Source organism: Streptomyces olivaceus, assembly GCF_000721235.1.
In the GTDB taxonomy this organism is placed as follows: Bacteria; Actinomycetota; Actinomycetes; order Streptomycetales; family Streptomycetaceae; genus Streptomyces; species Streptomyces olivaceus.
In genome coordinates this window covers 49,977-74,888 of record NZ_JOFH01000030.1, presented here as the reverse complement: position 1 = coordinate 74,888, position 24,912 = coordinate 49,977, and the positions used below count along the sequence as shown (strand labels likewise).

The following is a 24,912-nucleotide window of genomic DNA, read 5'->3' as shown; positions in this document are numbered from 1 at the left end:
GCGCGCGCAGTCGATGCTGTGGTTCGCGTGTAGCTCTTCCCCGCCGGTTTGCGATCCGTCCTCGGTCGCTTCCGGGCCCGCCGCTCTCGGGGCGGGAGACGCAAGAGCATTGCTCCCGTCGGGAGCAATGCTCTTGCACCAACTTGCTCCGTCGGAGGCTGAGATGGCGGCCCCCTGACGCACGTCGTCAGGAGTGTGCTGATGTGGTTGGTGCATGGGTCGCTTTTCTGGGTGGGTGTTCCACGATGAGAACCCGTAGCGGCGGCCGTGCGCGGCTGACACCGGGCGGGCTCGTTACGGGACCGTGTGGGGTGGGCTCCAGGTTGGAGCGGTCCGCGAGGACCGGTCCTCTCTTCCTCTGTGCATCACGCTCGGGGACCGCGGACCGCGTTGTGCGGGTCTTCGGTCCTCGGCAGGACCGGGACCCGGCAGGGCTCGGTCCTTCCTCACGATTGACTGTCATGCGCGGTGCAGGACCGTTGTTTCCGCCCACCTGGGGGCTGTGACCTGCTGCTTTGCCAGGAGACCGTTCTCGTGTCCGACGGGACCGTCGGGGACCGGTCCCCGAGACGTACGGGACCGGTCCCCGATGTCTGGTGAGGACCGGTCCCCACCTCGGGCGGCCACGGTCCCGGGACCGGGATGCTCGGTCCTCGCATGTGCCGTCCGGTCCCCGGCCATTGAGGACCGGTCCCCGACACCCTCGCTCGGTCCTCGACGCGGCACGCGGCCGGTCCTCCTGGTGAAAGGACGCGCGCTCGCGGACTGCCCTTCCGTCATCCGGTCTTTCTCCATCGTCAGGGGGAGCGGTGACGTCGTCTGTCAGGGCCCTTGAGGATGACGCGGTCGGTCATCTCCGCGAGGCGGGAAGCGACGCGGTCACCGAGGGTGGTGCGCAGCTCGGCGGTGGGCAGATTGGTCGTGATGAGGGTGGGGAGCAAGTGCTCGTACCGGTGGTTGATGAGCCGGTAGGTCAGCTCCTCGGTCCACTCGCTGGTCTTGGCCGCACCGAGGTCGTCCAGAAGCAGCAGTGGGCTGCGGGCCAGGGTCTGCAGGTCGCGTTCGGCGTCGTGGCCGGCACGGGGACGCAGGCGGGCGTACAGGTCGGCGGTGGTGACGGCTTCCCAGCGCAGGCGAACCCCGCGGGTGAGGAGAGCCCGGACGGCGCCGTACGCCTGATGCGTCTTGCCCGTGCCGGTGGGGCCGGCGATCAGCAGGGAGGGACCCTCGGCGATGCCAGGCCCACTCGGGCCGGGGCGTCCGGCATGGGCGATGTGGTCGGCCCAGGCGATGATCTGAGGGTGGTCGGCGAGGGCACGGCGGTAGCGGGCCGGGATGCGGGCGTCGGCCAGCTCCAAGGCGGTGACGGGTTCGCCGGACGGCTCCGCGGCTACGGCGCCGGGGTCGATGCCACGGCCCGCCAGTATGCCGTTCAGACGGTCGGCGAGCGGGCCGACGGGCTGGGGTTCGCGGGTGAGGGTGGAGCTCAGAGCTGTTCTCCGTAGGCGGCTTCGACGTCGGCGGGGTTTGTCCACGCCCTGTGGATGACGGGCTGGGCGAGGGCGGCGTTCATGGCCTGGTGCACCAGGCTCGGCAGGATGCTGGGGTGCCTGCCCTTGGTCCTGTGGAGGACGAGCCCTGCCCTGACGTGGTCGGGAGCGATGCCTTCGGCGAGCAGCTTGCGCACCTCTCGGCCGAGATGGCCCAGGACGTCCTGGGGCGGGCGGTGGGCGCATGCCGCGCTGTATTCGGCGATGAGCTGCTTGGCCGAGACGGTGCTGGCCGCGGGGGCGCTTGCGCCCCCCGAAGGGGTAGATCCTAGATCCATGATCCTAGGTCCTAGATCCGGACCGTGAGGTGTCACCGCGGCCTCAAGCACGAGTCCGTGAGGTTCAGGTGAGGGCTCACTGAACGCCTTCTGACCTGCGGTTTTGCTGGTGGTTTCCGTTTGGTTCGAGGGATCGTGCGGGTTCCGTGCCCCTTCACTGCCACCTCCGCGAGGGTTCGGCGCATGGTCCGCGACGGCTCCGTGCGTTACGGACGGCGCGGGTGCCACGGCCTCGACAGCCTCGGTGCCGCCCGGGGCACCGTTCGGATCGTTGTGGCGAGGGCAGGCCGGGATGCGGCTCTTGCTGGCCCGGTTGATCTTCTGGTGCTTGTGCCACGTGACGATGTGCAGGTAGCGCTTGTCGTCCGGGCCCTTGTACCGGCAGACCAGGCCGGCGTCGGCCAGCTGGGCGAGATCCTTCTCGACCTCGGCGGGAGTGTGCTCCGGACGCAGAACCCACAGCTGACCGGCGATGATCGCCGCGTGGTCGCGATAGCGGCCTTGGTCGTCGGCCTGAGTGAGCAGACCGAAGAAGGTGCGCTCGGCGGTCAGGGTGACGACGGCGAGGGATTCGGAGACGAAGGCTTCGGGCTTGATGGTGCGGATCCGTGCCAAGAGCGGAGTGTTCCTTACTCGGTGGCCGATGGGCGGGCACCCATGGCTCACCGTCGGTCGTGACGGCAAAGGCGGGGGAGTTGGCCGGCCGTTGACGCGAGGCTGGCTGAGAGCCGGGCGCGCTTTCCGGGGGTGTCGTCAACATAGCCACACCCGAGCGGCACAAGTCCAGCCCTGACCTGTCGAATCTCTGTCGGCAGAAAGGCCATCGGCAATCGGGGCGGCGAGGGCGGCGTGAAAACGGTAGGTCACGATCTGCGGTTGACCAAATAGTTGTTCTGGGCGTCAAGCCAGAAGGATCACACCGGCAAGGCGTTGACGTCCGGCGAGTGGCGAAGCTACAACACAACACCCCACGTCAGAGACGCTGTCGAGCACTGCTCGGGTCGCCGTCACAGGGAACCCATCGACGAAATGGCCACCCGCCTGCCAAACGCACGGCGGCGCAACATAGCCGACGATCGCCGGTTAACCAAACCGGCGAACACAGCCGAGAATTGGAGTCATGGCAGCACGTTCACTGGAAATCGGCGCAGCCGGGATAAGGGCCGCCCGCACGATCGAAATTCTCCGCACCGAGCGCGGCCTCTCCCAGCGAGAGCTGGCCGCTCGCGTCACCGCCCTTGGCCGGCCAATGTCCAACACGATGCTGTCCCGCATCGAACGCGCTCAGCGCCGCTGCGACGTCGACGACCTGCTCACCCTCGCGCAGGCACTTCGCGTCCCGGCCCGCGCCCTGCTCCAGGACTCCGCGACCTGTTGAAGCCACCACCGGTCCGCCGTGCCCGCTCCAGTTTCGACCTCGGTAAGGAAGTCTCACCGTTGCACCGACTCGCAATAGCCCCGGCCCGTTGCACTCAGCAGCACAGCCGAAAGGGGGCGGTCGCCCATGACTGACCGCCTTCTGACGGTGGCCGAAGCCGCCGAACAGCTCGGTACCGGCGAACGCTTCGTTCGCCGTCTGATCGCCGAGCGCCGCATTCGCTACGTCAAGCTCGGACGTCCCGTGCGCGTCCCCGAGAGTGCCGTCACCGAGTACATCGAGGCGCGCACGGTCGAGCCGACCCGGCGCACCCGCACTCGGTACGGGCGGGCCGCCTGATGCCGACACGCAAGCTCCAGCGTCGTCGGGAGTTCGGTACCGTACGCAAGCTCCCGTCCGGTCGATGGCAGGCCCGCTACCTGGGCCCGGACGGGCAGCGCCACAAGGCCCCCGAGACCTTCGACACGAAGACCGACGCGCAGGACTGGCTGAACCTGGTCCGCGCCGACATCGAGCGTGACCACTGGCGTGACCCGGACGCCGGCGCGATCAACTTCGAGAAGTACGCCCTCCGTTGGGTGGAGGAGCGCGGTCTGGCCCCGACCACGGTCGACCGCTACGACGGCCTGCTACGCCTGCACCTCCTGCCGGCCTTCGGCAGCAAGGACCTGGACGAGATCACACCGCCTTCCGTCCGCACCTGGCGAGCCGAGCGGCTCAAGGCAACGGGTGCCACGACGGTCGCCAAGTCGTACCGGCTGCTGAAGGCCATTCTGCAGACCGCGGTCGATGACGACCTCCTGCGGACCAACCCGTGCCGGATCAAGGGCGCCGGTCGGGAGGAAGCCGACGAGCGGCCGACCGCCACCGTGGAGCAGGTCTTCGACCTCGCCGACGCCATGGGTCCGCGCTGGCGCCTGATGGTCCTGCTCGGTGCCTTCGCCTCGCTCCGCCCCGAGGAACTGGCTGAACTGCGCCGCCGCAGTGTCGATCTCGACGAATGCTCCCTGCGGATCACGCATGCGTCCCCGGAGCTGACCAACGGCAGGAGGGTCACCGGCGATCCCAAGTCACGAGCGGGCAAGCGCACCGTGTACCTGCCCGATTTCCTCCTGCCCGAGCTGCGACGCCACGTGCAGTGGTTCGCCGAGAAGGAGCCGGACGGACTCCTCTTCGTCGGGGAGAAGGGAGCCCCATTCCGCCGCTCGACGTTCGGACGGAAGTGGCGCAAGGCCAGGACGAAGGTGGGGCTGCCGGACAACTTCCGCTTCTACGACCTCCGGCACACCGGTAACACCCTCGCCGCCGACACCGGCGCCAAGCTGAAGGACCTCATGGTGCGCGCCGGCCAGTCCTCGGAACGGGCCCAGCTCATCTACCAGCACTCGACGGCCAAGCATCAGCGGAGGCTGGCCCAGGGGATCGACACTGAAGTGCGCGAGCGCTTGCGTGAGGCGGGTGCCGATCGGTCGGAAGCCACTTAGGCGGACCGGTATCGGGGCTACTAGTCCGGCGGGACGGTTCCATCGGCCGGACTCTGGAGGCAGGCGACGGTCTCCGCAGCACCGTGCGCCCCTCGTGCCCCCTTGAGGGATGGCAGCAACTGAGATCAGCTTCTCCCTGTATGCAGTGACAGGGGAGTTGTGGCCGGTCGCGATCAGCCACAGCTGGAGGGGGTAGTAATGGCGATCAAGCTGGTGTCCGTTTCGCCCGCGCAAGAAGAGTTGATCGTTAAGGCCATAGCCCTGGGGGACCGGTACACGAAGACGCTGGGGCTTCTGACGCCTCCTGCCTATGAGAAGGCAGCTGAGGACGGTGGCCTTCTGGTCGCGGTCGAGGCCGGCGAAGTGATCGGCTACGCGCTGTTCGGGCTGCCGAAGAGGAGCGCGCGTATCCGACTCGCGCACCTGTGTGTGGCTGAGGAAGAACGGGGGCGGGGAATTGCGGGCCGTCTGGTGGAGGGCATCAAGGAGCGGTATCCACAACGCCTTGGGATCAAGGCCAAGTGCCGTCGGGACTATGACCTGAGCGGGATGTGGAGGAGTCTGGGCTTCGTTCCAGACGGTGAGGTCCGTGGGCGTGGTCGTGACGGGGAGATCTTGGACGGCTGGTGGCTGGACCTCGGCCATCCGGACCTGTTCACGGAGATGGAGAGCGACGCGCTCCTCGTGGTGACGGTCGACCATGGTGTGTTCGCCGATCTGCGCGGCCTCACGGACACCACCGGTGCCGAGGAGTCCCGTGCGCTCGAAGCCGGATGGATGGCGGATCTCGTTGAGTTTGCCTACACCCCGCAGTTGGTCCATCAGATCCGGGACCTCACGGACACGGCAGAGCGTCAGCACCAGCAGGCGGCGCTGACCGGGCTCCACAAGCTCTCTCCCGGCTCCGCGGCCGTGGAGGAGCGAACCCGCGAACTGGTGCAAGCCGCTACGCAGGCGGTTCCCGGCCTGGCTGCCGACCCAGCACTTCTGCGGGGCATGCGGTATGTGGCCGAGACCTCGTGTGCTGGTCTACAAGTCCTGGCGACCCGTGATCCGCTGCTGTCTCGCCTGACAGACGTGGCCTGGGAGGTCGCTCGCGTCCGGGTCGTCTCACCGTCGACCGTGACGCTTCACGTCGATGAGCTGCGGCAGGCCCAGGTGTATCGCCCGGCTGACCTGATGGGGACGGAGTTCCGGTCCGCGGAGGTGGCGCCGGGCGCGGAGGATGAACTGGTCGCCTTCTTCGAGCAGTCGGGCGCTGACGACGGCTCAGCCTTCTCTGAGCGGCTGCGGTCGCTGAACGAGGGCGGGATCGCATGGCGTCGTGAGCTTCTCCGGGACGGCCAGGGCCGACCGGTCGCCCTCTACGCGTGGTCGCTGGACGGCCGAACCCTGGTTGTACCCGTCCTTCGCACAGCTGGCCACCCCCTGGAAGAGACCCTGGCCCGGCAGCTCCTCTTCCTGCTTAAGCGGCTCGGGAGGGATTGCGGGGCCGAGATCGTCCGCATCAGTGATCCGCACCCCTCCGAGGCGGCGCGGTCCGCGGCCGGTGACGACGGCTTCTTCGAGCACAACGGCCAGCTCGTCGCGCTCCTGGTGAACGTGTGCGGGACTGCCGCCGAGGTGGAGGTGGTGGCCGGCGGGTTGGCCCGAGAGCTTGCTGTCGATGCGACCGTGCTCGACGTCGGCATGCCGGCGGAGGTGACCGCCGTGCTGGAGCGTGCGTGGTGGCCGGCCAAGGTCATCGACTCCGAGCTGCCGTCCTTCATGGTGCCCATCAAGCCGCGCTGGTCGACTGAGCTGTTCAACGTCCCGGCCATGCTCATCGCGCGGAGCGACGCCCTGGGCATCAGCAGGGAACACGTCTACTACCGATCTTCGCAGCGTCGAGGAGAGAGCGTCCCGGCTCGACTGCTCTGGTACGTCAGCGACGACAACTCCACGGGAGAGGGTCAGATGGTGGTGGGCAGCTCGCGGCTCGACGAGGTGCTCATCGACACTCCGGATGTTCTGTTCTCGAAATTCGAACACCTGGGCGTATATGGTCGGGCTGAGGTCGAGAGGGCTGCAGACGCGTCCGGTCACGCCATGGCGCTGAGGTTCTCGGACACTGAGATCTTCCCGAAGCCGGTGACGCTGCGCCGATTGACCTCGCTGGCCAGGGGCCGGGGGCTAACGTGGTCGCCTGGCTCGCTGATCTCGCTGTCCAAGATCAGCAGTGAGCTGTTCCAGGCGGTTTACCAAGAGGGGCACCGAACGACGTGAGCGATCCGGAACGCGCGATGCTGCTGTCCGTCCACCCGCGCTTCGCCAACGCGATCCTGGCCGGCAGCAAGACGGTGGAGGTTCGCCGCCAGCGCGTCGCCGCGCCTCCGGGAACGCCCGTCCTCTTGTACGCGACCGCGCCCACCATGGCGGTGGTGGGCATGGCGCGCATTGCCGCCATCTACGTCGCCACGCCCAGCGAGGTCTGGTCGGCTCATCGGGGACAGACCGGGATCACCCGGAGGGAGTACGACGCCTACATGAGCGGCGCGAGGCAGGCGAGCGGTCTCACGATGGAGAATCCTGTCTCCTTCGATGAGCCGGTATCGCTCAATGCGCTGCGCTCCGCCGGGTCCTTCCACCCTCCGCAGAGCTACCGCTACATGAAGGGCGACGAGCTTCGACAGGTGGCCGTGGCGGGACCTGTCGTGGGCACGGCGCTTCGCGAGGCGCTGGGAGACCTGGTACCCGCCTAGTGCTGCACTCGCCGCCGGCGGGGCCGAAGCACCGGACGGGGCTTCAACGCAGGGCGTGGCGAATCTTCAAGCGTCCGTATCCCATGACCCCGGAGATCCGAATCGTCGGCCCGTCGGTCCGGGGGTGTCGCGGGATCTTGTAGCGCAGGTCCTTCCATCCCGTGCTCAGTCCTTCGACGTCGACCACCGCGTCCCGGGGCACCGTGATCCGGGCCCCGCCGGTTCCAGTTGCAGCTCGATGTCGACGATCGGGTGCTCGATGACCGCACGGGACAGGTCCAGGCGCACCCTTCCATATGCTGACTCGACCTTGAGGACCCGGGGCACCCGCCACGCGCCACGCCGCTTGATCCGCCCACCGGCGGCGGCGATCGTGGCAGTGCTTCCCGGTTGCTCCTCCGGGAGCGAGACCAGAGCGGACGCGAGTTCGCTCCGCGTCTTGGCCCTGAGCACCTGGTGGAGGTGCTCGTCCAACACCTCGTGTGGGATGAGCCCTTCCGCGTACGCCTCCTGCAGACGTCGCACGGCTGCCTCGCGGTCGCCTTCACGGATCAGTGAGGGCGATTCTTCCGGTAAGGAGGTCACGGGTTCACCGTACTGCCGAGTCGGCGAGGTAAACCCGTCAAGGCAGGCCCGGAGACCGGGGCGCCACCCGTCCCGCAAACCACCCTTTGCGTATGCGTCTTAGTGACCCTTTGCACCCTGTGTGGCGCAGGTCACACGAATTGCGTCTCGCGATATGGGACGCCGGGGCAGGTTGATGCCTGCTGGGCGCCCGAATGGCGCTGGTGTGGCGGCCTGGACTCGACTTAGGGCACGCCGAGGGCACGCCGCCCCCTGATTGGACTAGACAACAAGTAAGGCCCAGATCGGTGAACTGGGCCTTCTTCGTGGAGCGGGTGACGAGAATCGAACTCGCGCTCTCAGCTTGGGAAGCTGATGTTCTACCATTAAACTACACCCGCGCGAGACGCCGACCACGGTCGGTGTCTGGACGTTCGGTTACTCTACCCCATCGCTGGCCCCCGGTCTTCGGCCGTGGGGCCGCCGGTCGTTTCAGGGGGTGGGATGCGGCTGTCGGGGGGTCGGGGCGGGGCGTACGGTGGGGCGCTCCAGAGGGTGTGTGCGAGGGCGGAGTGCCGCCTGGAGAGTCGTCTCTTTCATCCCGTACTGTGGCTTTTGTCGTCAGGGTAGTCAGCCAGACGCGGCTCTTGGGGAAGGGACTTGAAGGACTTGATGGAGCGCACCGTCGTCCGCTGTGCCGATGGGCACGTGTTCACCGCCACCTCGTTCCCGATGCAGCAGGCCGAGCGACTCGGCCCCGGTCGGCTCGTCCGATGTCCGCGGTGTGCGCGGCTGCGGAGTGCCGTGCCGGTGGGTTCCGGCAAGCGGTAGCGGCAGGGCGCCCGAGCAGGGTGCCCCAGCAGGGAAGCCGAGCAGGAGAGGGCGCGCGGTGCGGCGGCGGTTGTCGCTGCTCCGCGCGCCTTGCGTATCCTCGGGGCGTGCTTCTCTCAGACAAGGACATCCGTGCCGAGATCGACAACGGGCGGGTGCGGATCGATCCGCTCGACGACTCCATGGTGCAGCCGTCGAGCATCGACGTGCGCCTCGACCGCTACTTCCGGGTGTTCGAGAACCACCGGTACCCGCACATCGACCCCTCCGTCGAGCAGGTGGATCTGACCCGGCTCGTGGAGCCGGAGGGGGACGAGCCGTTCATCCTGCACCCCGGTGAGTTCGTGCTGGCCAGCACGTACGAGGTCATCACGCTCCCCGACGACCTGGCCTCGCGGCTGGAGGGGAAGAGCTCGCTCGGGCGGCTCGGGCTCGTCACGCACTCCACCGCCGGGTTCATCGACCCGGGTTTCTCCGGGCACGTGACGCTGGAGCTGAGCAACCTCGCGACCCTGCCCATCAAGCTGTGGCCGGGGATGAAGATCGGGCAGCTGTGCATGTTCCGGCTCACCTCGCCGGCCGAGCATCCGTACGGCAGTGAGCGCTACGGGTCCCGCTACCAGGGGCAGCGGGGACCGACCGCCTCCCGCTCCTACCTCAACTTCCATCGGACCCAGGTATGAAGCCAGTGACGAGCAGGGCGCGCGCATGAGTGATGTCCGGGAGAACCTGACCTACGAGCAGTTCGGTGCCGCCGTGCGTGAGCTGGCGCAGACCGTCGCCGACGACGGGTACGAGCCCGACGTCGTGCTCTCCATCGCCCGCGGGGGCGTCTTCGTCGCGGGCGGGCTGGCGTACGCGCTCGACTGCAAGAACATCCACCTCGTGAACGTGGAGTTCTACACCGGGGTCGGGACCACGCTCGACATGCCCGTCATGCTCGCGCCCGTGCCCAACGTCATCGACTTCTCCGACAAGAAGGTCCTCATCACCGACGACGTCGCCGATACCGGCAAGACCCTCAAACTGGTGCGCGACTTCTGCCTCGACACCGTCGCCGAGGTCCGCAGCGCGGTGATCTACGAGAAGTCCCACTCGCTCGTCCAATGCGAGTACGTGTGGAAGCGGACCGATGACTGGATCAACTTTCCGTGGAGTGTCCTGCCTCCCGTCGTACGGCGGGACGGGCAGGTGCTCGACGCCTGACGGGCGGGGAGAGGACAAGAGGAAGGGGGACCGGCGCGCCGGTCCCCCTTCCTCGTACGCGGGCGGAGCTAGAACGTGCCCAGCTTCACGATCGACAGCAGGGCGATCAGCTGGATGGCGGACGCGCCGAGCGCCTTCGGCCAGGGGAGGTCGTGGGAGCGGCTGACCATCAGGGTCAGCAGGACGCCGCCCGCGACCCAGGTGGCCCAGCCGAGGATCTGGACGAAGGACGCGTCGCCGCCGGCGAACATCGCGACGAGCAGGCGCGGGGCGTCCGTGATGGACATGATCAGCATGGAGAGGCCGACCGTCGGCTGCCAGGCGCCGTCGCCGCCGAGCTGGCGGGCCAGGGTGTGGGTGACCACGCCCAGCACGAAGGCGCTCAGCACCAGCGCCACCGCCGTGGTCAGCACGATCGGGATCGCGTTCGAGAGGGTGGCGTTGATCGCCTCCTCGCGGGCGCCGTCGAAGCCGAAGACCGCCAGCAGGCCGTAGAGGAAGGTCACGACGAGGGCCGGGACCCACATCGCGTAGTCCCGCATCTGCAGGAAGGTCTGGTTGGGCGCGAGGACGACGCCCTTCAGGAGGTCCTTCCAGTGGAGGCGGGGGCCGATCGGGCCGGGGGCCGGGGCGGAGCCGGCGCGGTAGGTGTCGCCCTGGTTGTAGGGGTCGTCCACCGTGAACGCCTGGGTGTGGCCCGGGTTGTTGGCCGCGTACGGGTCGTACGGGGCCTGCTGCGGGGCGTGGCCGCCGTGCGGGCCGGGGTGGTGGCCGCCGTCGCCGAAGTACTCCGGCTCGCCGTGGCCGCCGCCGTGCGCCTGCGGCCAGGGAGAACCGCCGGGGCCGGGGCCGTGACCGGGGGCGCCACCTCCGTACGGCTGCTGCGGGTACGGCTGAGGAGACGCCGCCGGGCCGCCGTACGACGGTCCCTGGGGCGCCTGCTGTCCGTACGGCGGGCGTTGCGGTCGCGTGTGTGGAGCGCCGTTGTCCCGGCCGCGTCCGATCCTGAATCCAGCCACGTCTTCGAACGTACCTGGTCCCGGAGAGTCACGGGCGGGGCCCGGCCGTTCGGGGCGTTCTTGCGGCCGAGCTGTGACATCCCCTACGGGTTCCCCGCAAGGGTTCGGGAGGGGGACGAAGGGCGTTCAGGGGTGGGGCAGGAACTGGGATGTCGAGAAGGTGAGGGACGGTTTCGGGGTCACCAGGGCGGCCGTCGCCGCGCCGGGGTGGATCTCGACCGTGTCCGTCGTTTCGCCCCGGACGGTGCGCAGGACGAGGTCCGCGCGTCCGTCGCCGTCGAAGTCGGCCGCCGTGAGGATGTGGGGGGTGCCGGTCGCCGCCGGGTTCAGGGTGACCGAGTCCTTGGTCGTGGGGCCGGTCGCGCCCCCAGGGAGCAGGCGTACGCCGGAGTCCGCGGTGATCAGTTCGCTCAGGCCGTCGCCGTCGAGGTCGGCGGCGTGGAGGGTGGGAGCGGTGAAGTCGAGGGTGCTCGGGGCGGCCGTGGGGAGGTCGTGGCGCAGGGCGGTGCCGGAGGCGGTGGCCACGGCCGCGTCCAGCGCCTTGCCCCTGCCGAAGGCGCCGAGGGCGACGTCGGTGCCGGCGGGGAGGGTGGCCCCGGTGCGGGTCGGGCCGTCGGGGCCGCCGAGGACGACGTACGCCTTGCCGGGGCCCGCGGCGGCGCGGACGACCAGGTCGTCGTACCCGTCGCGGTCCACGTCGGCGGCGGGGCCGGTCGGCGCCTCGCCGGGGGAGGCGAGGGGCGCGGCGGCCTCGCGCGGGGCGCCCTTGCGGGTGAACGGGCCGCGCAGGTAGCTGAGGTGGCCGGCGGAGGCGTGGACGACCAGGTCCTGGGCGCCGTCGCCGTCGAAGTCGCCGCACACCGGGCGCTCGGGCCAGTCGTTGCCGAGGCGTGCCCGGTCGGGGACGGCGAGGGGGACGGCGCGGTCGGCGGGGCCCGACGGGGAGCCGAAGAGGAGCTGGAGGGGGACCGGGGGGCGGCCCTGGCCGTCGTAGGGCGGGTCGGTGGTGACCACCAGGTCGGTGAAGCCGTCGCCGTCGAGGTCGCAGGTCGCCTCCGTCTCGAAGACGGCCGGCGACTGGCCGTCCGTCGGCGCCGCGTACCGCTTCGGGGTGAGCAACTGCCGGGTGCCCGGGACCAGTCCGCGCGAAGAGCCGTAGACGATGCCGATGCCCGCGTCGTCGGCGTGGCTCTGCGCCTTGACCAGGTCGTCGAGGAGGAGGTCGCGGTGGCCGTCCCCGTTGAAGTCGTCGGGGACCTCGCTGCCCTCGCCGCGGGGGACCGGGAGCAGGGCGGCCGCCCCTGCGGCGCGTACGGGGGTGGGGGAGGCGTCGGCGGGTGCCGGGCCGCCGTGGCCGCAGGCGGTGAGGAGCAGCAGGCAGCCGAGGGCGGCCGTGCCGGGCAGGGTGCTTCTTCGCAGGCTCCGCACCATTCACCTCGTCCGTGTCGGGCGTTCCCACCAGCCCCCGCCGGTGACCGGGTAATGATGCACGCGGTCCGGCACACGGCGACACCCCCGGTTCGGACGAACTCGGGGGTGTCGGTCGGGTCCTGGGGGCGGGAGGGCGGTGCTACTTCACCGGTTCCGGGGTCGGCGCGCTCTCCGGCTCCGGCTCGCCGGTCGGGTCGGCCGGGGTCTTGACGGAGTCCAGGAGGAGCTGGGCCACGTCGACGACCTGGATGGATTCCTTCGCCTTGCCGTCGTTCTTCTTGCCGTTGACGGAGTCGGTGAGCATGACGAGGCAGAAGGGGCAGGCGGTGGAGACGATGTCGGGGTTGACGGAGAGGGCCTCGTCGACGCGCTCGTTGTTGATGCGCTTGCCGATCCGCTCCTCCATCCACATCCGGGCGCCGCCCGCACCGCAGCAGAATCCGCGCTCCTTGTGGCGGTGCATCTCCTCGTTGCGCACGCCCGGGACGGCGGCGATGATCTCGCGCGGCGGCGTGTAGATCTTGTTGTGGCGGCCCAGGTAGCACGGGTCGTGGTAGGTGATGATGCCCTCGACCGGGGTGACCGGGGTGAGCCTGCCCTCGTCGACGAGGTGCTGGAGCAGTTGGGTGTGGTGGACGACCTCGTAGTCGCCGCCGAGCTGCGGGTACTCGTTGCCGAGGGTGTTGAGGCAGTGCGGGCAGGTGGCGACGATCTTCTTGGCCGACTTGGGCTTCCTGGACTCGTCGGTGACCTTGCCGTCGTCGTCCGTCTCCTCGCCGAAGGCGGCGTTGAGGGACATGACGTTCTCCATGCCGAGTTCCTGGAACAGGGGCTCGTTGCCGAGGCGGCGGGCGGAGTCGCCGGTGCACTTCTCGTCGCCGCCCATGATCGCGAACTTGACGCCCGCGATGTGGAGCAGCTCGGCGAAGGCCTTCGTCGTCTTCTTGGCACGGTCCTCCAGGGCGCCGGCGCAGCCGACCCAGTAGAGGTACTCGACCTCGGTGAGGTCCTCGATGTCCTTGCCGACGACCGGGACCTCGAAGTCCAGCTCCTTGAGCCACTCCAGGCGCTGCTTCTTGGCCAGGCCCCAGGGGTTGCCCTTCTTCTCCAGGTTCTTGAGCATGGTGCCGGCCTCGGAGGGGAACGCCGACTCGATCATGACCTGGTAGCGGCGCATGTCGACGATGTGGTCGACGTGCTCGATGTCCACGGGGCACTGCTCGACGCAGGCGCCGCAGGTGGTGCAGGACCACAGGACGTCGGGGTCGATGACGCCCTGCTCCTCGAGGGTGCCGATCAGCGGGCGCTCGGCCTCCGCGAGGGCGGCGGCGGGCACCTGGGCGAGCTGCTCCTCGGACGCCTTCTCCTCGCCCTCCATGGTCTTGCCGCCGCCGGCCAGCAGGTAGGGGGCCTTGGCGTGCGCGTGGTCGCGCAGGGACATGATCAGGAGCTTGGGGGAGAGCGGCTTGCCGGTGTTCCAGGCGGGGCACTGCGACTGGCAGCGGCCGCACTCGGTGCAGGTGGAGAAGTCCAGCAGGCCCTTCCAGGAGAACTGCTCGACCTGGGAGACGCCGAAGACGTCGTCCTCGCCGGGGTCGGTGAAGTCGATCGGCTCGCCGCCCGACGTCATGGGCAGCAGTCCGCCCAGTGCGGTGCCGCCCTTGGCGTCGCGCTTGAACCAGATGTTGGGGAAGGCCAGGAAGCGGTGCCAGGCGACGCCCATGTCGGTCTTCAGGGCGACCGTGATCATCCAGATGAAGGAGGTGGCGATCTTCAGGCCGGCGAAGAAGTAGGTGAGGTTCTGGAGCGTGGCGAGGTCCATGCCCTCCAGCCACGACACCACCGGGTAGGAGATGAAGAAGGATGCCTCGTAGCTGTCCACGTGGTGCTGGGCGCCCTCGAGCGCGTGCAGCATGAAGATGCAGACGCCGACGATGAGGATGACGGCCTCGACGAAGTACGCCTGGCCGAAGTTGGAGCCGGCGAAGCGGGACTTGCGGCCCGGCTTGCGCGGGTGGGACAGCTGCCGGATGCCGATCAGGACCAGGATGCCGAGCACGGTCATGGTGCCGATGAACTCGACGAAGACGTTGTACGGCGCCCACTCGCCGACGACCGGCAGCAGCCAGTCGGCCCGGAAGAGCTGGCCGACGGCGTTGACGATCGTCAGCAGCAGGGAGAAGAAGCCCACCGCCACGAACCAGTGCGCGATCCCGACGACGCCCCAGCGGTTCATCCGGGTGTGGCCGAGGAACTCCCTGACCACGGTGACGGTGCGGCCTGCGGGGTCGTCGGTCCGCGTTCCGGCCGGCACCGGCTGGCCCAGCCGCAGGTAGGTGACGATCTGCAGGACGGCGCGGCCGAACAGCGCCACGCCGACCACGATCAGGACCAGCGACACGATGATCGCGGCGAGTTGCATTTGGGGGCTCCTCGGGCTGCGAGGGGAGGTATTACTGAGCGGTTATTACTAAGCGGTAACTTAATCAGTCTGTCCGAGACTACCCCCATCCCTCGCCGCACTGTAGTCGGACGTGCGGTGATCTGCGTCGCTGAGGCAACCCTGACCACCTGCCCGGAGTCCGGGGGCCGACACCGCTCGCCGGATGCGGGGTGCGGCGGTCCAAGGGGTCCCGGCGCGGTTGCGTGCGGGGTGTGGTGCTCCAAGGGCCCCGGCGCGGTCGCGTGTGGCCCCACGGGGTACTCCGACCCCCGGTGGGGTGTCACCCCCGCTGAGGTGATTTTTCCGGTTCGCCGGGCCGGGCGGGTCGAGAAGGTGCAGGTCGAGGCGCCGTTGCGCGTAAGGAACGGATAAGAGTTGAGTCGGCTCGACTCACCTCTGTTGACCCAGCGCGGGGCGTCGTGCACACTTGAGCCTGTTCCACTCAAGTCAGCTGGAGGTTATTCACCATGGCACGTGCGGTCGGCATCGACCTGGGCACGACTAACTCCGTCGTCAGCGTTCTGGAGGGCGGCGAGCCCACCGTCATCACCAACGCCGAGGGCGCCAGGACCACGCCGTCCGTCGTCGCCTTCGCCAAGAACGGCGAGGTGCTGGTCGGCGAGGTGGCCAAGCGCCAGGCGGTCACGAACGTCGACAGGACCATCCGCTCGGTCAAGCGCCACATGGGCACCGACTGGTCGGTCAACCTGGACGGCAAGGACTTCAACCCGCAGCAGATCAGCGCCTTCGTGCTGCAGAAGCTGAAGCGGGACGCCGAGTCCTACCTCGGTGAGAAGGTGGCCGACGCGGTCATCACCGTCCCGGCGTACTTCAACGACGCCGAGCGCCAGGCCACCAAGGAGGCCGGCGAGATCGCGGGCCTGAACGTCCTGCGCATCGTCAACGAGCCGACCGCCGCCGCGCTGGCGTACGGCCTGGACAAGGACGAGCAGGTCATCCTGGTCTTCGACCTCGGTGGCGGTACGTTCGACGTCTCGCTCCTGGAGATCGGCGACGGCGTCGTCGAGGTGAAGGCCACCAACGGTGACAACAACCTCGGTGGCGACGACTGGGACCAGCGCGTCGTCGACTACCTGGTCAAGCAGTTCCAGTCCGGCCACGGCGTGGACCTCGGCAAGGACAAGATGGCCCTCCAGCGCCTCCGCGAGGCCGCCGAGAAGGCCAAGATCGAGCTGTCCTCCTCGACCGAGACCAACATCAACCTGCCCTACATCACCGCCTCCGCCGAGGGTCCGCTGCACCTCGACGAGAAGCTGACCCGGGCGCAGTTCCAGCAGCTGACGGCCGACCTGCTCGAGCGGTGCAAGACGCCGTTCCACAACGTCATCAAGGACGCCGGCATCCAGCTGTCCGAGATCGACCACGTCGTCCTCGTCGGCGGCTCGACCCGTATGCCCGCCGTCGCCGAGCTGGTCAAGGACCTCACCGGCGGCAAGGACGCCAACAAGGGTGTCAACCCGGACGAGGTCGTCGCCATCGGCGCCGCCCTGCAGGCCGGTGTCCTCAAGGGCGAGGTCAAGGACGTCCTGCTCCTCGACGTCACCCCGCTGTCCCTCGGCATCGAGACCAAGGGCGGCATCATGACCAAGCTCATCGAGCGGAACACGACGATCCCGACGAAGCGCTCGGAGATCTTCACCACCGCCGAGGACAACCAGCCCTCCGTGCAGATCCAGGTCTACCAGGGCGAGCGCGAGATCGCGGCGTACAACAAGAAGCTCGGGATGTTCGAGCTGACCGGTCTGCCGCCGGCGCCCCGCGGCGTCCCGCAGATCGAGGTCGCCTTCGACATCGACGCCAACGGCATCATGCACGTGACCGCGAAGGACCTGGGCACGGGCAAGGAGCAGAAGATGACCGTCACCGGCGGCTCCTCGCTGCCGAAGGACGAGGTCGACCGGATGCGCCAGGAGGCCGAGAAGTACGCGGAGGAGGACCACGCCCGCCGCGAGGCCGCCGAGTCCCGCAACCAGGGCGAGCAGCTCGTCTACCAGACGGAGAAGTTCCTCAAGGACAACGAGGACAAGGTCCCCGGCGAGATCAAGACCGAGGTCGAGGAGTCCGTCGCCGAGCTGAAGGAGAAGCTCAAGGGCGAGGACACCGCCGAGATCCGCACCGCCACGGAGAAGGTCGCCGCCGTCTCGCAGAAGCTGGGCCAGGCCATGTACGCCGACGCCCAGGCCGCCGGCGGCGAGGCCCCGGGCGCCGGAGCGGGCGCGGGTGCCGGTGCCGCTGCCGGTGACAAGGCCGCCGACGACGACGTCGTCGACGCCGAGATCGTGGACGACGAGCGCAAGGACGGTGCCGCGTGACGGAGGAGACCCCGGGCTTCGAGGAGAAGCCCGACGTCCCCTCCGGCGCCACCCCTGACGACGCCGAGCCGCAGGCCGCCTCCGAAGAGGGGGCGGCCCCGGCCGGGGACGCGAGCGAGAACGCGGGCCTGGTGGCCCAGCTGGACCAGGTGCGCACGGCGCTCGGCGAGCGCACGGCGGACCTCCAGCGACTCCAGGCCGAGTACCAGAACTACCGCCGCCGGGTCGAGCGGGACCGCGTCGCGGTCAAGGAGGTCGCCGTGGCGAACCTCCTGTCCGAACTGCTTCCCGTGCTCGACGACATCGGTCGGGCCCGGGACCACGGCGAACTGGTCGGCGGCTTCAAGTCCGTGGCGGATTCGCTGGAGGGGATCATCACCAAGATGGGCCTCCAGCAGTTCGGCAAGGAGGGCGAGCCCTTCGACCCGACGATCCACGAGGCCCTGATGCACTCCTACGCACCCGACGTCACCGAGACGACGTGCGTGGCGATTCTGCAGCCCGGGTACCGGATCGGCGAACGCACCATCCGCCCCGCGCGGGTGGCGGTCGCCGAGCCGCAGCCGGGTGCCCAGACGGTCAAGCCGGCCGAGGAGAGCACCGAGGCGTCCGCCGACTCCGCCGACTCCCCGAGCAACAAGGAGAGCGGTGGCCCGGAGGAGGGCTGACCCGATCGCAGAGCAAGGGAAGGAGGGACGTCGGGGATGAGCACCAAGGACTTCATCGAGAAGGACTACTACAAGGTCCTCGGCGTCCCCAAGGACGCCACCGAGGCGGAGATCAAGAAGGCGTACCGGAAGCTCGCCCGCGAGAACCACCCGGACGCCAACAAGGGGAACGCCAGGGCGGAGGAGCGCTTCAAGGAGATCTCCGAGGCCAATGACATCCTCGGCGACCCCAAGAAGCGCAAGGAGTACGACGAGGCCCGCTCGCTCTTCGGCAACGGCGGGTTCCGGCCCGGGCCTGGCGCGGGCGGGGGCGGCGGCACCTTCAACTTCGACCTGGGCGACCTCTTCGGGGGCGGCCCCCAGGGCGGGGGCGGACAGGGTGGCGCCGGCGGTTTCGGCGGCGGGCTCGGCGACGTCTTCGGCGGGCTGTTCAACCGCACCGGCGGACCCGGCACGGGGACCGGCCCGCGTACGCAGCCGCGGCGCGGGCAGGACATCGAGTCCGAGGTCACCCTGAGCTTCACGGAGGCCATCGAGGGCGCGACCGTCCCGCTGCGGATGTCCTCGCAGGCGCCCTGCAAGGCCTGTTCGGGCACCGGCGACAAGAACGGCACGCCGCGCGTGTGCCCGACCTGCGTCGGCACCGGGCAGGTCGCCCGGGGCTCGGGCGGCGGGTTCTCGCTCACCGACCCGTGCCCGGACTGCAAGGGCCGCGGCCTGATCGCCGAGGACCCCTGCGACGTCTGCAAGGGCTCCGGACGCGCCAAGTCCTCGCGGACGATGCAGGTCCGCATCCCGGCCGGGGTGTCGGACGGGCAGCGCATCCGGCTGCGCGGCAAGGGCACGCCGGGCGAGCGGGGCGGCCCGGCGGGCGACCTGTACGTGGTGGTGCACGTCAAGGACCACCCCGTCTTCGGCCGCAGGGGCGACAACCTCACCGTCACCGTCCCGGTCACCTACACCGAGGCCGCCCTCGGCGGGGAGATCCGGGTGCCGACCCTGGGCGGTCCGCCCGTCACGCTGAAGCTGCCGGCGGGTACGCCCAACGGCCGCACCCTGCGGGCCCGGGGCAAGGGCGCGGTCCGCAAGGACGGTACCCGCGGGGACCTCCTGGTCACCATCGAGGTAAGTGTTCCGAAGGACCTGACGGGGAAGGCTCGTGACGCACTGGAGGCGTATCGCGAGGCGACCGCGGACGAGGATCCGCGGGCGGAGTTGTTCCAGGCCGCGAAGGGAGCTTGATCGAGATGGACGGCCGCAGTCCCCGCGGGCGCGGGGGTTTCTCACCGTACGAACTGACCGAGGACACCCCGGTCTACGTCATCTCGGTGGCGGCCCAGCTCTCCGGTCTGCACCCGCAGACCCTGCGCCAGTACGACCGCCTCGGCCTGGTCTCCCCGGACCGCACGGCCGGGCGCGGCCGTCGCTACTCGGCCCGCGACATCGAACTGCTCCGCCAGGTGCAGCAGTTGTCGCAGGACGAGGGCATCAACCTGGCCGGCATCAAGCGCATCATCGAACTGGAGACCCAGGTCGCCGCCCTCCAGGCGCGAGTGGCGGACATGGCCGACGCCCTCGACGGAGCGGCGACGGCGATGCGTCAGCGGGAGGCGGCGGTGCACGCGTCGTACCGCCGTGACCTGGTGCCGTACCAGGAGGTGCAGCAGACCAGCGCGTTGGTCGTGTGGCGCCCGAAGCGGCAGCAGTCGGACTGACGGCGCGCCGGCCGTCCGGCACGTCCGAGGGGCCCGGGATTCCGTACGCGGACTCCCGGGCCCCTTCGCGTCCCCGTGCCCGCCGGGCGTCCCGTGCCGTGTGCCGGGCGCGGTGTGCCCTGTGCCGGGCGCCGTGTGCCGGGTCGGCCGGCCTTTCGGCGGGCGGGTCGCGCGGTCGCGCACGTGAACGTCCGGTGTGCACGTGGCAGCCCTGCGCGCCGTCTCCCCGGCACCTTTTCCTGTCCGGGTGAACCTACTGTGCCCATCTCGTTAAGTGATTGCCCCTTGACGGCGGTGGTGGGTGAAGCGTTGGCTTTTCAGTCACATGGGCCGCACTGCTGTGCCCACGTCCCGAATCGCACCCGAAGTGAGCCTTCACATGCGCCGTATCGCCATATCAGTGGCCATTACCTCCATGTCCGTCGTGCTGGCCGGCTGCGGCGTGCTCGGGGCGACGGAGAGCAGCGACGACGCGAGCCCGACCAAGGGCAACGACATCACCGTCGGACTGCTGCTGCCGGAGAAGGAGAACACCCGCTACGAGCAGTTCGACTACCCCTTCTTCAAGGAGAAGGTCGGTGAGCTGACCCGGGACGCGGGCAGCGTCAAGTACGCCAACGCCGAGGCGAGCGCCCAGAAGCAGGCCGGGCAGATGCAGCAGATGGTCGACGACCGGGTCGACGTGATCGTCCTGGACGCGGTCGACGCGCACGCGATCGGGGACAGCGTGCAGAAGGCCAAGGACGCCGGGATCCCGGTCATCGCCTACGACCGGCTGGCCGAGGGGCCGATCGACGCCTACATCTCCTTCGACAACGAGCTGGTCGGCGAGGTCCAGGGCCGTTCGCTCCTTGAGGCCCTCGGCCCGGACGCGGACGAGTCCGACAAGGTCGTCATGATCAACGGCTCCTCCACCGACCCCAACGCCAAGCAGTTCAAGGCGGGCGCGCTGTCCGAGCTGAGCGGCAAGGTGACGGTCGCCCAGTCCTTCGACACCGAGGGCTGGAAGCCGGAGAACGCCAGGGCGAACATGACCGAGGCGATCGAGAAGCTCGGCAAGGACGGCATCGCGGGCGTCTACTCCGCCAACGACGGCATGGCGGGCGGCATCATCAAGTCCCTGAAGGACGCGGGCGTCACCGACCTCCCGCCGATCACGGGGCAGGACGCGGACCTTCCCGCGGTGCAGCGGATCGTCACCGGCGAGCAGTACATGAGCGTCTACAAGTCCTACCCGCAGGAGGCGGAGAACGCCGCGGAGATGGCGGTGGCCCGGGTCCAGGGCCGGGACATCCAGTTCGACGCCCTCGCCCGCGACAAGGTCGACAGCCCCACCGACAAGTCCATCCCCGCCCAGCTCGTCCCCGTGGTCGCCCTCACCAAGGGCAACATCGAGGAGACCGTCGTCGCGGAGGGCTTCTACGAGGTGAGCGACATCTGCACCGCCAAGTACGCGGACGCGTGCAAGGAGATCGGGCTGAAGTGACGCGGGGCCGGCCACTCCGTCCGGCCTGGGCGTACCGGCGGTAACCGGCGTTCTCCCCGCGCTCCCGGGCCCGGAGCCGTGTTGCGGAGCGGGTCCCGGCCGCGCATAGTTGCGCTGCGGAAGGAGCCGGAACCGGGGGTGGGATGGGCGATGGCCGGGCACGGGGCTCAGGAACATCCGCACGGCGCCGACCGGCTGTGCGCCGCCGGTGACCGCGTGTACTCCCGGGCCGTACGGCGTGGCCGGGTGCCGCGCCGGGACGCCGAGCAGGTGCCCTGCCTCCTGGAACTGGCCCTGCTGCACCCCGATCCCGACGACATGGACTGGCTGGTGCCGACCTCGCCGCAGGAGGTCATGACGCGGCTGCTGCGCGGGGTGCGGGAGGAGGTCAGCGAGAGCCAGCGGCGGGTGGGTTCGGCGGTGGAGGCCTTCGAGTGGTACGCGGGTCTCGGCGGGGCGCCGCAGGGCCCCGCGGGCACCGAGAGCGCCGCGATCCGGGTCCTCGACGGTCTCTCCCGCATCCAGACGGCGATGGACGAGGCGACCCAGGCGTGCACGGCGGAGGTCCTCACGGTCCAGCCGGGCGGCATCCGGCGGGAGGCGGAGCTGTCGGAGGGCCTGCACCGGGCGCTGGCGCTGCGCGGGCGCGGGGTGCGGATGCGGGACATGTACACGCACGTGGCCCGGCACGGGCAGGGTCTGCTCAACTACCTGGAGCTGATGGGCGACGCGGTGGAGGCCCGCACCCTGGACGAGGTCATCGACCGCCTGATCCTCTTCGACCGCACGGTCGCCTTCATCCCCGCCAACACCGACCGCACGATGGCCCTGGAGCTGCGCCACCCCGCCCTGATCGCCTACCTGGTGACCGTCTTCGAACGCCTGTGGCGCCTGGCGATCCCGCTCACGGCACCGCTCCCCGACACCGGCATCAAGGGCATCTCGCACCGCGAGCAGTCCATCGCGGCGCTCCTCGCGGAGGGCCACCAGGACGCGGTGATCGCGGAACGCCTCGGCATCAGCGTCCGCACGGCCCGCGCGCACATCGCCCGCCTGTCGGAGACGCTGGGCGCGGCCAGCCGCACGCAGTTGGGCGTCCGCATCGCCCAGGCGGGCCTGGACGGCTCCCCGGCCCCGGTCGTCATCCCTGGTCGAGAATCCCGGACTGCCCGATGAGGTAGCCGAGTTGGGCTCTGCTTTCGCTGCCGAGGGTGGTGGCGAGTTTGGCTATGTGGACGCGGGCGGTGCGGACGTTCATGCCGAGGCGGTCGGCTATGTCGGTGTCGGTGTGGCCTTCGACGAGGAGGGCGGCGATGGCGCGTTGGCGTGGGGTGATGCCGTTGAGGGTGGGTGGGTGCACGGCTTGGGGGTGCATGGGGGTGGCGAGGTGCCAGAGGCGGTCGAAGGTGTTGACGAAGTAGGCGATGAGTGCGGGGTGGCGTACTTCGAGGGCGAGTGAGCGGTCGGTGCTGGCGGGGATGAAGGCGACGGTGCGGTCGACGATGATGAGCCGGTCGGTGACCTCGTCCAGCGTCCGCGCCTCGACGTCACCGGTGAGCTGCTCGTAGCGGGCGCGGGCGTAGCCGGCGTGCCGGGCCGTGTGCTGGTACAGCGCACGGACACGGGCACCGCGGTCGAGGAACTCCTGGTCCCGCTTGATCGCCCCTTCGAGTACTTCGGGGCGTCTGGTGACGTGCGAGTCGTACGGCTGGATCGCGAGGATCTCACGTCTGCCCTTGGCCATCGCGTCCTCGATGGCCTGAGTCGTACGCCGTTTGCTGCTGAGAATCCTGAGGGCAGGGGTGTCCGTGTGGGCGGTGTCTCCGGCGCCCAGACGTATGAGGGGCTCGAAGGTGTCGGCGAGTCGCTGTCCGCGGCGGCGTTCGCCGGCAACGCGCTCCTCGGAAGAACGGAGCAGGCGTTGCAGTGCGACAGTCGGCGACACGGGCTCCAGCCGGTCCAGGTCCTCGACGGCGGGGTGGAGCAGGTCGTGGTCGAGCAGGCAGGGAGCAGCCGCTACCGCGGTGCTGGGAAGGTGGCCTTCGCGCAGCGCGCGGGCATAGAGCTCCAGACCCGCGTCGCACAACTCCTCCGCTCCGTGGCGATGCGTCTTCGGGGTCACGTGGGGGCTCTCTCTTCGTTGCTGGGGATCACTGATCCTTCTCCAGGATCCCGGACTGAGCAATGAGGAAGCCGAGTTGGGCGCGACTGCCGCTGCCGAGGGCCAAGGCCAGCTTGGCGATGTGGGCCCGGCAGGTCCGGACGTTCATGCCCAGCCGGCGGGCGATGGCCTCGTCGACGTGCCCCTCCACCAGGAGCTTGGCGATGGAGTGCTGGATGTCGGTGATGCCGTCGGGAGCGGTTTCGTACGGCGTTCCCACCTTGAGCGGCACCGCACGGGCCCACATGAACTCGAAGACCTTGATCAGGTACCGCACCAGCCCCGGGTGGCGAAGTTCCAGGGCGACCTGCCGGTCCTCCCGGGTCGGAATGAACGCGACGGTCTCGTCGCAGATGATGAGCCGCTCGACCAGCTCGTCGATGGTGCGGACCTCGACCTTGCCCGTGGCGATCTGATCCACGTACGCGAGTGTCTCCGGGCTGTGCCGGGCCGTGTGCTGGTAGAGGGTCCGTAGCCGCACCCCGCGATCGAGCAGGGGCCTGTCGCGTTCGAGGCCCTTCAGCAGGTTGCTCTCCAGCCGGCGGCCGCCGGGCTGCACGGTGAGCACCTCGGTCTGGCTCTGGGAGGTGGCGAGGTTGAGCGCCGCGTTGATCCGGTCCCTGCCCTCCAGCACGGTGATGGCGTGAGTGGAGGCGGTGTCCTGCGCGCTTGCGGCCATGAACGGCTCGAACGCGTCGGCCATCTGGACGGCGAGGCGCCGGTGCTCCGTGATCTCCCGCTCGATCGGGTGAAGACGCTGTGCGAGCGCGACCGTCGGAGGCACGGGGCGCAGCCAGGTGGCGTCGTCCGGGTCGGGGTGGAGCAGGGCGAACTCCATGAGGCAGGGTGCCGACTCGACGTCCGCACGAGCGACGCGGCCCGCCCGCAGCGCGGTGACGTAGATTCGGCTGCCTTCGTCACACAGATCGGTTATGGCGTGGGGATGTGCCGCTTGTGTCTCATTTGTCCCCAATTTTCCACCCCCCAGGGTCCTGAACATGCAGGAACATGATGCACCGATTGTGTGGCCATGACGTGCCTGAATGAGCCATCGTCTTATCCGACGGGGGAAGAGGAGACCATCGAGTGAGGACGAAGCCGACTATGAGTAAGAGAATGCTTCGCTCGGTACTTGCCGCTGCTCTTTCCGCCGTTGTGGTGTTCGGGGCCGCGAGCGGCCTGGCCGGCAAGTCCAGCGACGTCCGGGCGGATGCGGGGTCTACGGCGGTGGTCGCGGGTGCGGACGTTGCCGACGACACCTCCTGGAACTGATCGCCATGACGACCCCACCCGACGACCGTTCCTTCCGTCGAGAGATGGCGACCGCCTACCGCTCCGGCTGGCACTTCATCGACCTGGTCACCGCGATCCCCCACCCCGGTGACTCGTTGATGGTGACCGTCTTCGGAGAGCCGGTCGTCGTCACGCTGGACGAGGACGGCGACGTGCGGGCGTACCGGTGTCTGCGGCGGCCTCGGGGGGCGCCGCAGCCTGTGCGGTGTGCCATCCGGTACGGAATGATTTTTGTGAACCTGGATCAGAGGGACCACCGGCTCGCTCAGCCGGACGTCCTCGAAGTGAGGACCTTCTCGGCCACCCCCCGCAGTGCCTGACGCGATTCCCC

The 24,912-nt window shown here is 69.3% G+C and carries 21 protein-coding genes, 1 tRNA gene and 1 pseudogene; 14 read left to right on the top strand and 9 right to left on the bottom strand.

The window, feature by feature from the left end:
* Window positions 1–797: 797 nt before the first annotated feature.
* Together IG94_RS0129210 and IG94_RS0129205 are read right to left on the bottom strand one after the other, a co-directional pair.
* Window positions 798–1,490, bottom strand: a complete 693-nt coding sequence (locus IG94_RS0129210; protein ID WP_031043827.1) for an ATP-binding protein — start codon at window positions 1,488–1,490, stop codon at window positions 798–800.
* Window positions 1,487–2,443 carry a hypothetical protein gene (locus tag IG94_RS0129205; RefSeq protein ID WP_031043824.1) on the bottom strand — a complete coding sequence of 319 codons (957 nt, stop codon included), beginning with the start codon at window positions 2,441–2,443 and terminating at the stop codon, window positions 1,487–1,489. Before IG94_RS0129205 ends, IG94_RS0129210 begins: the two co-directional genes overlap by 4 nt.
* A gap of 505 nt (window positions 2,444–2,948) precedes the next feature.
* On the opposite strand from IG94_RS0129205, the gene IG94_RS0129200 reads away from it, so the two are divergent.
* From IG94_RS0129200 to IG94_RS0129180, 5 genes are all read left to right on the top strand, one after another.
* Entirely contained in the window at window positions 2,949–3,206 is a 258-nt protein-coding gene (locus IG94_RS0129200) for a helix-turn-helix domain-containing protein (protein WP_030401440.1), read from the top strand.
* Window positions 3,207–3,332: 126 nt separating this feature from the next.
* A complete protein-coding gene (locus IG94_RS0129195) occupies window positions 3,333–3,545 on the top strand; it encodes an excisionase family DNA-binding protein (RefSeq protein ID WP_031043819.1) in 213 nt (70 codons plus the stop codon).
* On the top strand, window positions 3,545–4,690 hold the full coding sequence (locus tag IG94_RS0129190) for a tyrosine-type recombinase/integrase (protein ID WP_031043814.1): 1,146 nt from the start codon (window positions 3,545–3,547) through the stop codon (window positions 4,688–4,690). Before IG94_RS0129195 ends, IG94_RS0129190 begins: the two co-directional genes overlap by 1 nt.
* Before the next feature lie 198 nt (window positions 4,691–4,888).
* On the top strand, window positions 4,889–6,955 hold the full coding sequence (locus tag IG94_RS0129185; RefSeq protein ID WP_031043812.1) for a GNAT family N-acetyltransferase: 2,067 nt from the start codon (window positions 4,889–4,891) through the stop codon (window positions 6,953–6,955).
* Window positions 6,952–7,431, top strand: coding sequence for an ASCH domain-containing protein (locus IG94_RS0129180; protein ID WP_224219990.1), 480 nt, complete (start codon window positions 6,952–6,954; stop codon window positions 7,429–7,431). The genes IG94_RS0129185 and IG94_RS0129180 overlap by 4 nt, the downstream gene beginning before the upstream one ends.
* A gap of 43 nt (window positions 7,432–7,474) precedes the next feature.
* Here the strand turns inward: IG94_RS0129180 and IG94_RS38935 are convergent.
* Both IG94_RS38935 and IG94_RS0129170 read right to left on the bottom strand, forming a co-directional pair.
* Window positions 7,475–8,016: pseudogene (locus IG94_RS38935) on the bottom strand (DUF1707 SHOCT-like domain-containing protein).
* 306 nt (window positions 8,017–8,322) lie between these two features.
* Window positions 8,323–8,396: transfer RNA gene (locus IG94_RS0129170), tRNA-Gly, on the bottom strand.
* A gap of 537 nt (window positions 8,397–8,933) precedes the next feature.
* On the opposite strand from IG94_RS0129170, the gene dcd reads away from it, so the two are divergent.
* Together dcd and IG94_RS0129160 are read left to right on the top strand one after the other, a co-directional pair.
* A complete protein-coding gene (gene dcd / locus IG94_RS0129165) occupies window positions 8,934–9,509 on the top strand; it encodes a dCTP deaminase (RefSeq protein ID WP_031043809.1) in 576 nt (191 codons plus the stop codon).
* 25 nt (window positions 9,510–9,534) lie between these two features.
* A complete protein-coding gene (locus tag IG94_RS0129160; protein ID WP_031043808.1) occupies window positions 9,535–10,032 on the top strand; it encodes a phosphoribosyltransferase in 498 nt (165 codons plus the stop codon).
* Between the two features lie 68 nt (window positions 10,033–10,100).
* Here the strand turns inward: IG94_RS0129160 and IG94_RS0129155 are convergent, their stop codons facing one another.
* From IG94_RS0129155 to IG94_RS0129145, 3 genes are all read right to left on the bottom strand, one after another.
* A complete protein-coding gene (locus tag IG94_RS0129155; RefSeq protein WP_031043804.1) occupies window positions 10,101–11,051 on the bottom strand; it encodes a Yip1 family protein in 951 nt (316 codons plus the stop codon).
* Window positions 11,052–11,177: 126 nt separating this feature from the next.
* Window positions 11,178–12,482, bottom strand: a complete 1,305-nt coding sequence (locus IG94_RS0129150) for an FG-GAP repeat domain-containing protein (protein ID WP_031043801.1) — start codon at window positions 12,480–12,482, stop codon at window positions 11,178–11,180.
* Between the two features lie 139 nt (window positions 12,483–12,621).
* Entirely contained in the window at window positions 12,622–14,904 is a 2,283-nt protein-coding gene (locus IG94_RS0129145) for a (Fe-S)-binding protein (RefSeq protein WP_031043799.1), read from the bottom strand.
* A gap of 488 nt (window positions 14,905–15,392) precedes the next feature.
* On the opposite strand from IG94_RS0129145, the gene dnaK reads away from it, so the two are divergent.
* From dnaK to IG94_RS0129115, 6 genes are all read left to right on the top strand, one after another.
* Window positions 15,393–17,258, top strand: coding sequence for a molecular chaperone DnaK (gene dnaK, locus IG94_RS0129140; protein WP_031043797.1), 1,866 nt, complete (start codon window positions 15,393–15,395; stop codon window positions 17,256–17,258).
* Window positions 17,255–17,926, top strand: a complete 672-nt coding sequence (gene grpE, locus IG94_RS0129135; RefSeq protein ID WP_031043794.1) for a nucleotide exchange factor GrpE — start codon at window positions 17,255–17,257, stop codon at window positions 17,924–17,926. Before dnaK ends, grpE begins: the two co-directional genes overlap by 4 nt.
* A 36-nt stretch (window positions 17,927–17,962) precedes the next feature.
* Window positions 17,963–19,168, top strand: a complete 1,206-nt coding sequence (gene dnaJ / locus IG94_RS0129130; protein WP_031043793.1) for a molecular chaperone DnaJ — start codon at window positions 17,963–17,965, stop codon at window positions 19,166–19,168.
* A 5-nt stretch (window positions 19,169–19,173) separates the two neighbouring features.
* Window positions 19,174–19,641, top strand: coding sequence for a heat shock protein transcriptional repressor HspR (locus tag IG94_RS0129125; RefSeq protein WP_031043789.1), 468 nt, complete (start codon window positions 19,174–19,176; stop codon window positions 19,639–19,641).
* 379 nt (window positions 19,642–20,020) lie between these two features.
* Entirely contained in the window at window positions 20,021–21,127 is a 1,107-nt protein-coding gene (locus tag IG94_RS0129120) for a sugar ABC transporter substrate-binding protein (RefSeq protein ID WP_199790906.1), read from the top strand.
* Window positions 21,128–21,277: 150 nt separating this feature from the next.
* Window positions 21,278–22,303 carry a helix-turn-helix transcriptional regulator gene (locus tag IG94_RS0129115; RefSeq protein ID WP_031043780.1) on the top strand — a complete coding sequence of 342 codons (1,026 nt, stop codon included), beginning with the start codon at window positions 21,278–21,280 and terminating at the stop codon, window positions 22,301–22,303.
* Here the strand turns inward: IG94_RS0129115 and IG94_RS0129110 are convergent.
* Together IG94_RS0129110 and IG94_RS0129105 are read right to left on the bottom strand one after the other, a co-directional pair.
* Window positions 22,269–23,249, bottom strand: coding sequence for a helix-turn-helix transcriptional regulator (locus IG94_RS0129110; RefSeq protein ID WP_031043778.1), 981 nt, complete (start codon window positions 23,247–23,249; stop codon window positions 22,269–22,271). The genes IG94_RS0129115 and IG94_RS0129110 overlap by 35 nt on opposite strands.
* A gap of 28 nt (window positions 23,250–23,277) precedes the next feature.
* On the bottom strand, window positions 23,278–24,288 hold the full coding sequence (locus IG94_RS0129105) for a helix-turn-helix transcriptional regulator (protein WP_169752402.1): 1,011 nt from the start codon (window positions 24,286–24,288) through the stop codon (window positions 23,278–23,280).
* Between the two features lie 277 nt (window positions 24,289–24,565).
* Between IG94_RS0129105 and IG94_RS0129095 the strand changes: the two genes are divergently transcribed.
* Window positions 24,566–24,901 carry a Rieske (2Fe-2S) protein gene (locus IG94_RS0129095; RefSeq protein WP_031043768.1) on the top strand — a complete coding sequence of 112 codons (336 nt, stop codon included), beginning with the start codon at window positions 24,566–24,568 and terminating at the stop codon, window positions 24,899–24,901.
* The last annotated feature ends 11 nt before the right edge of the window (window positions 24,902–24,912 follow it).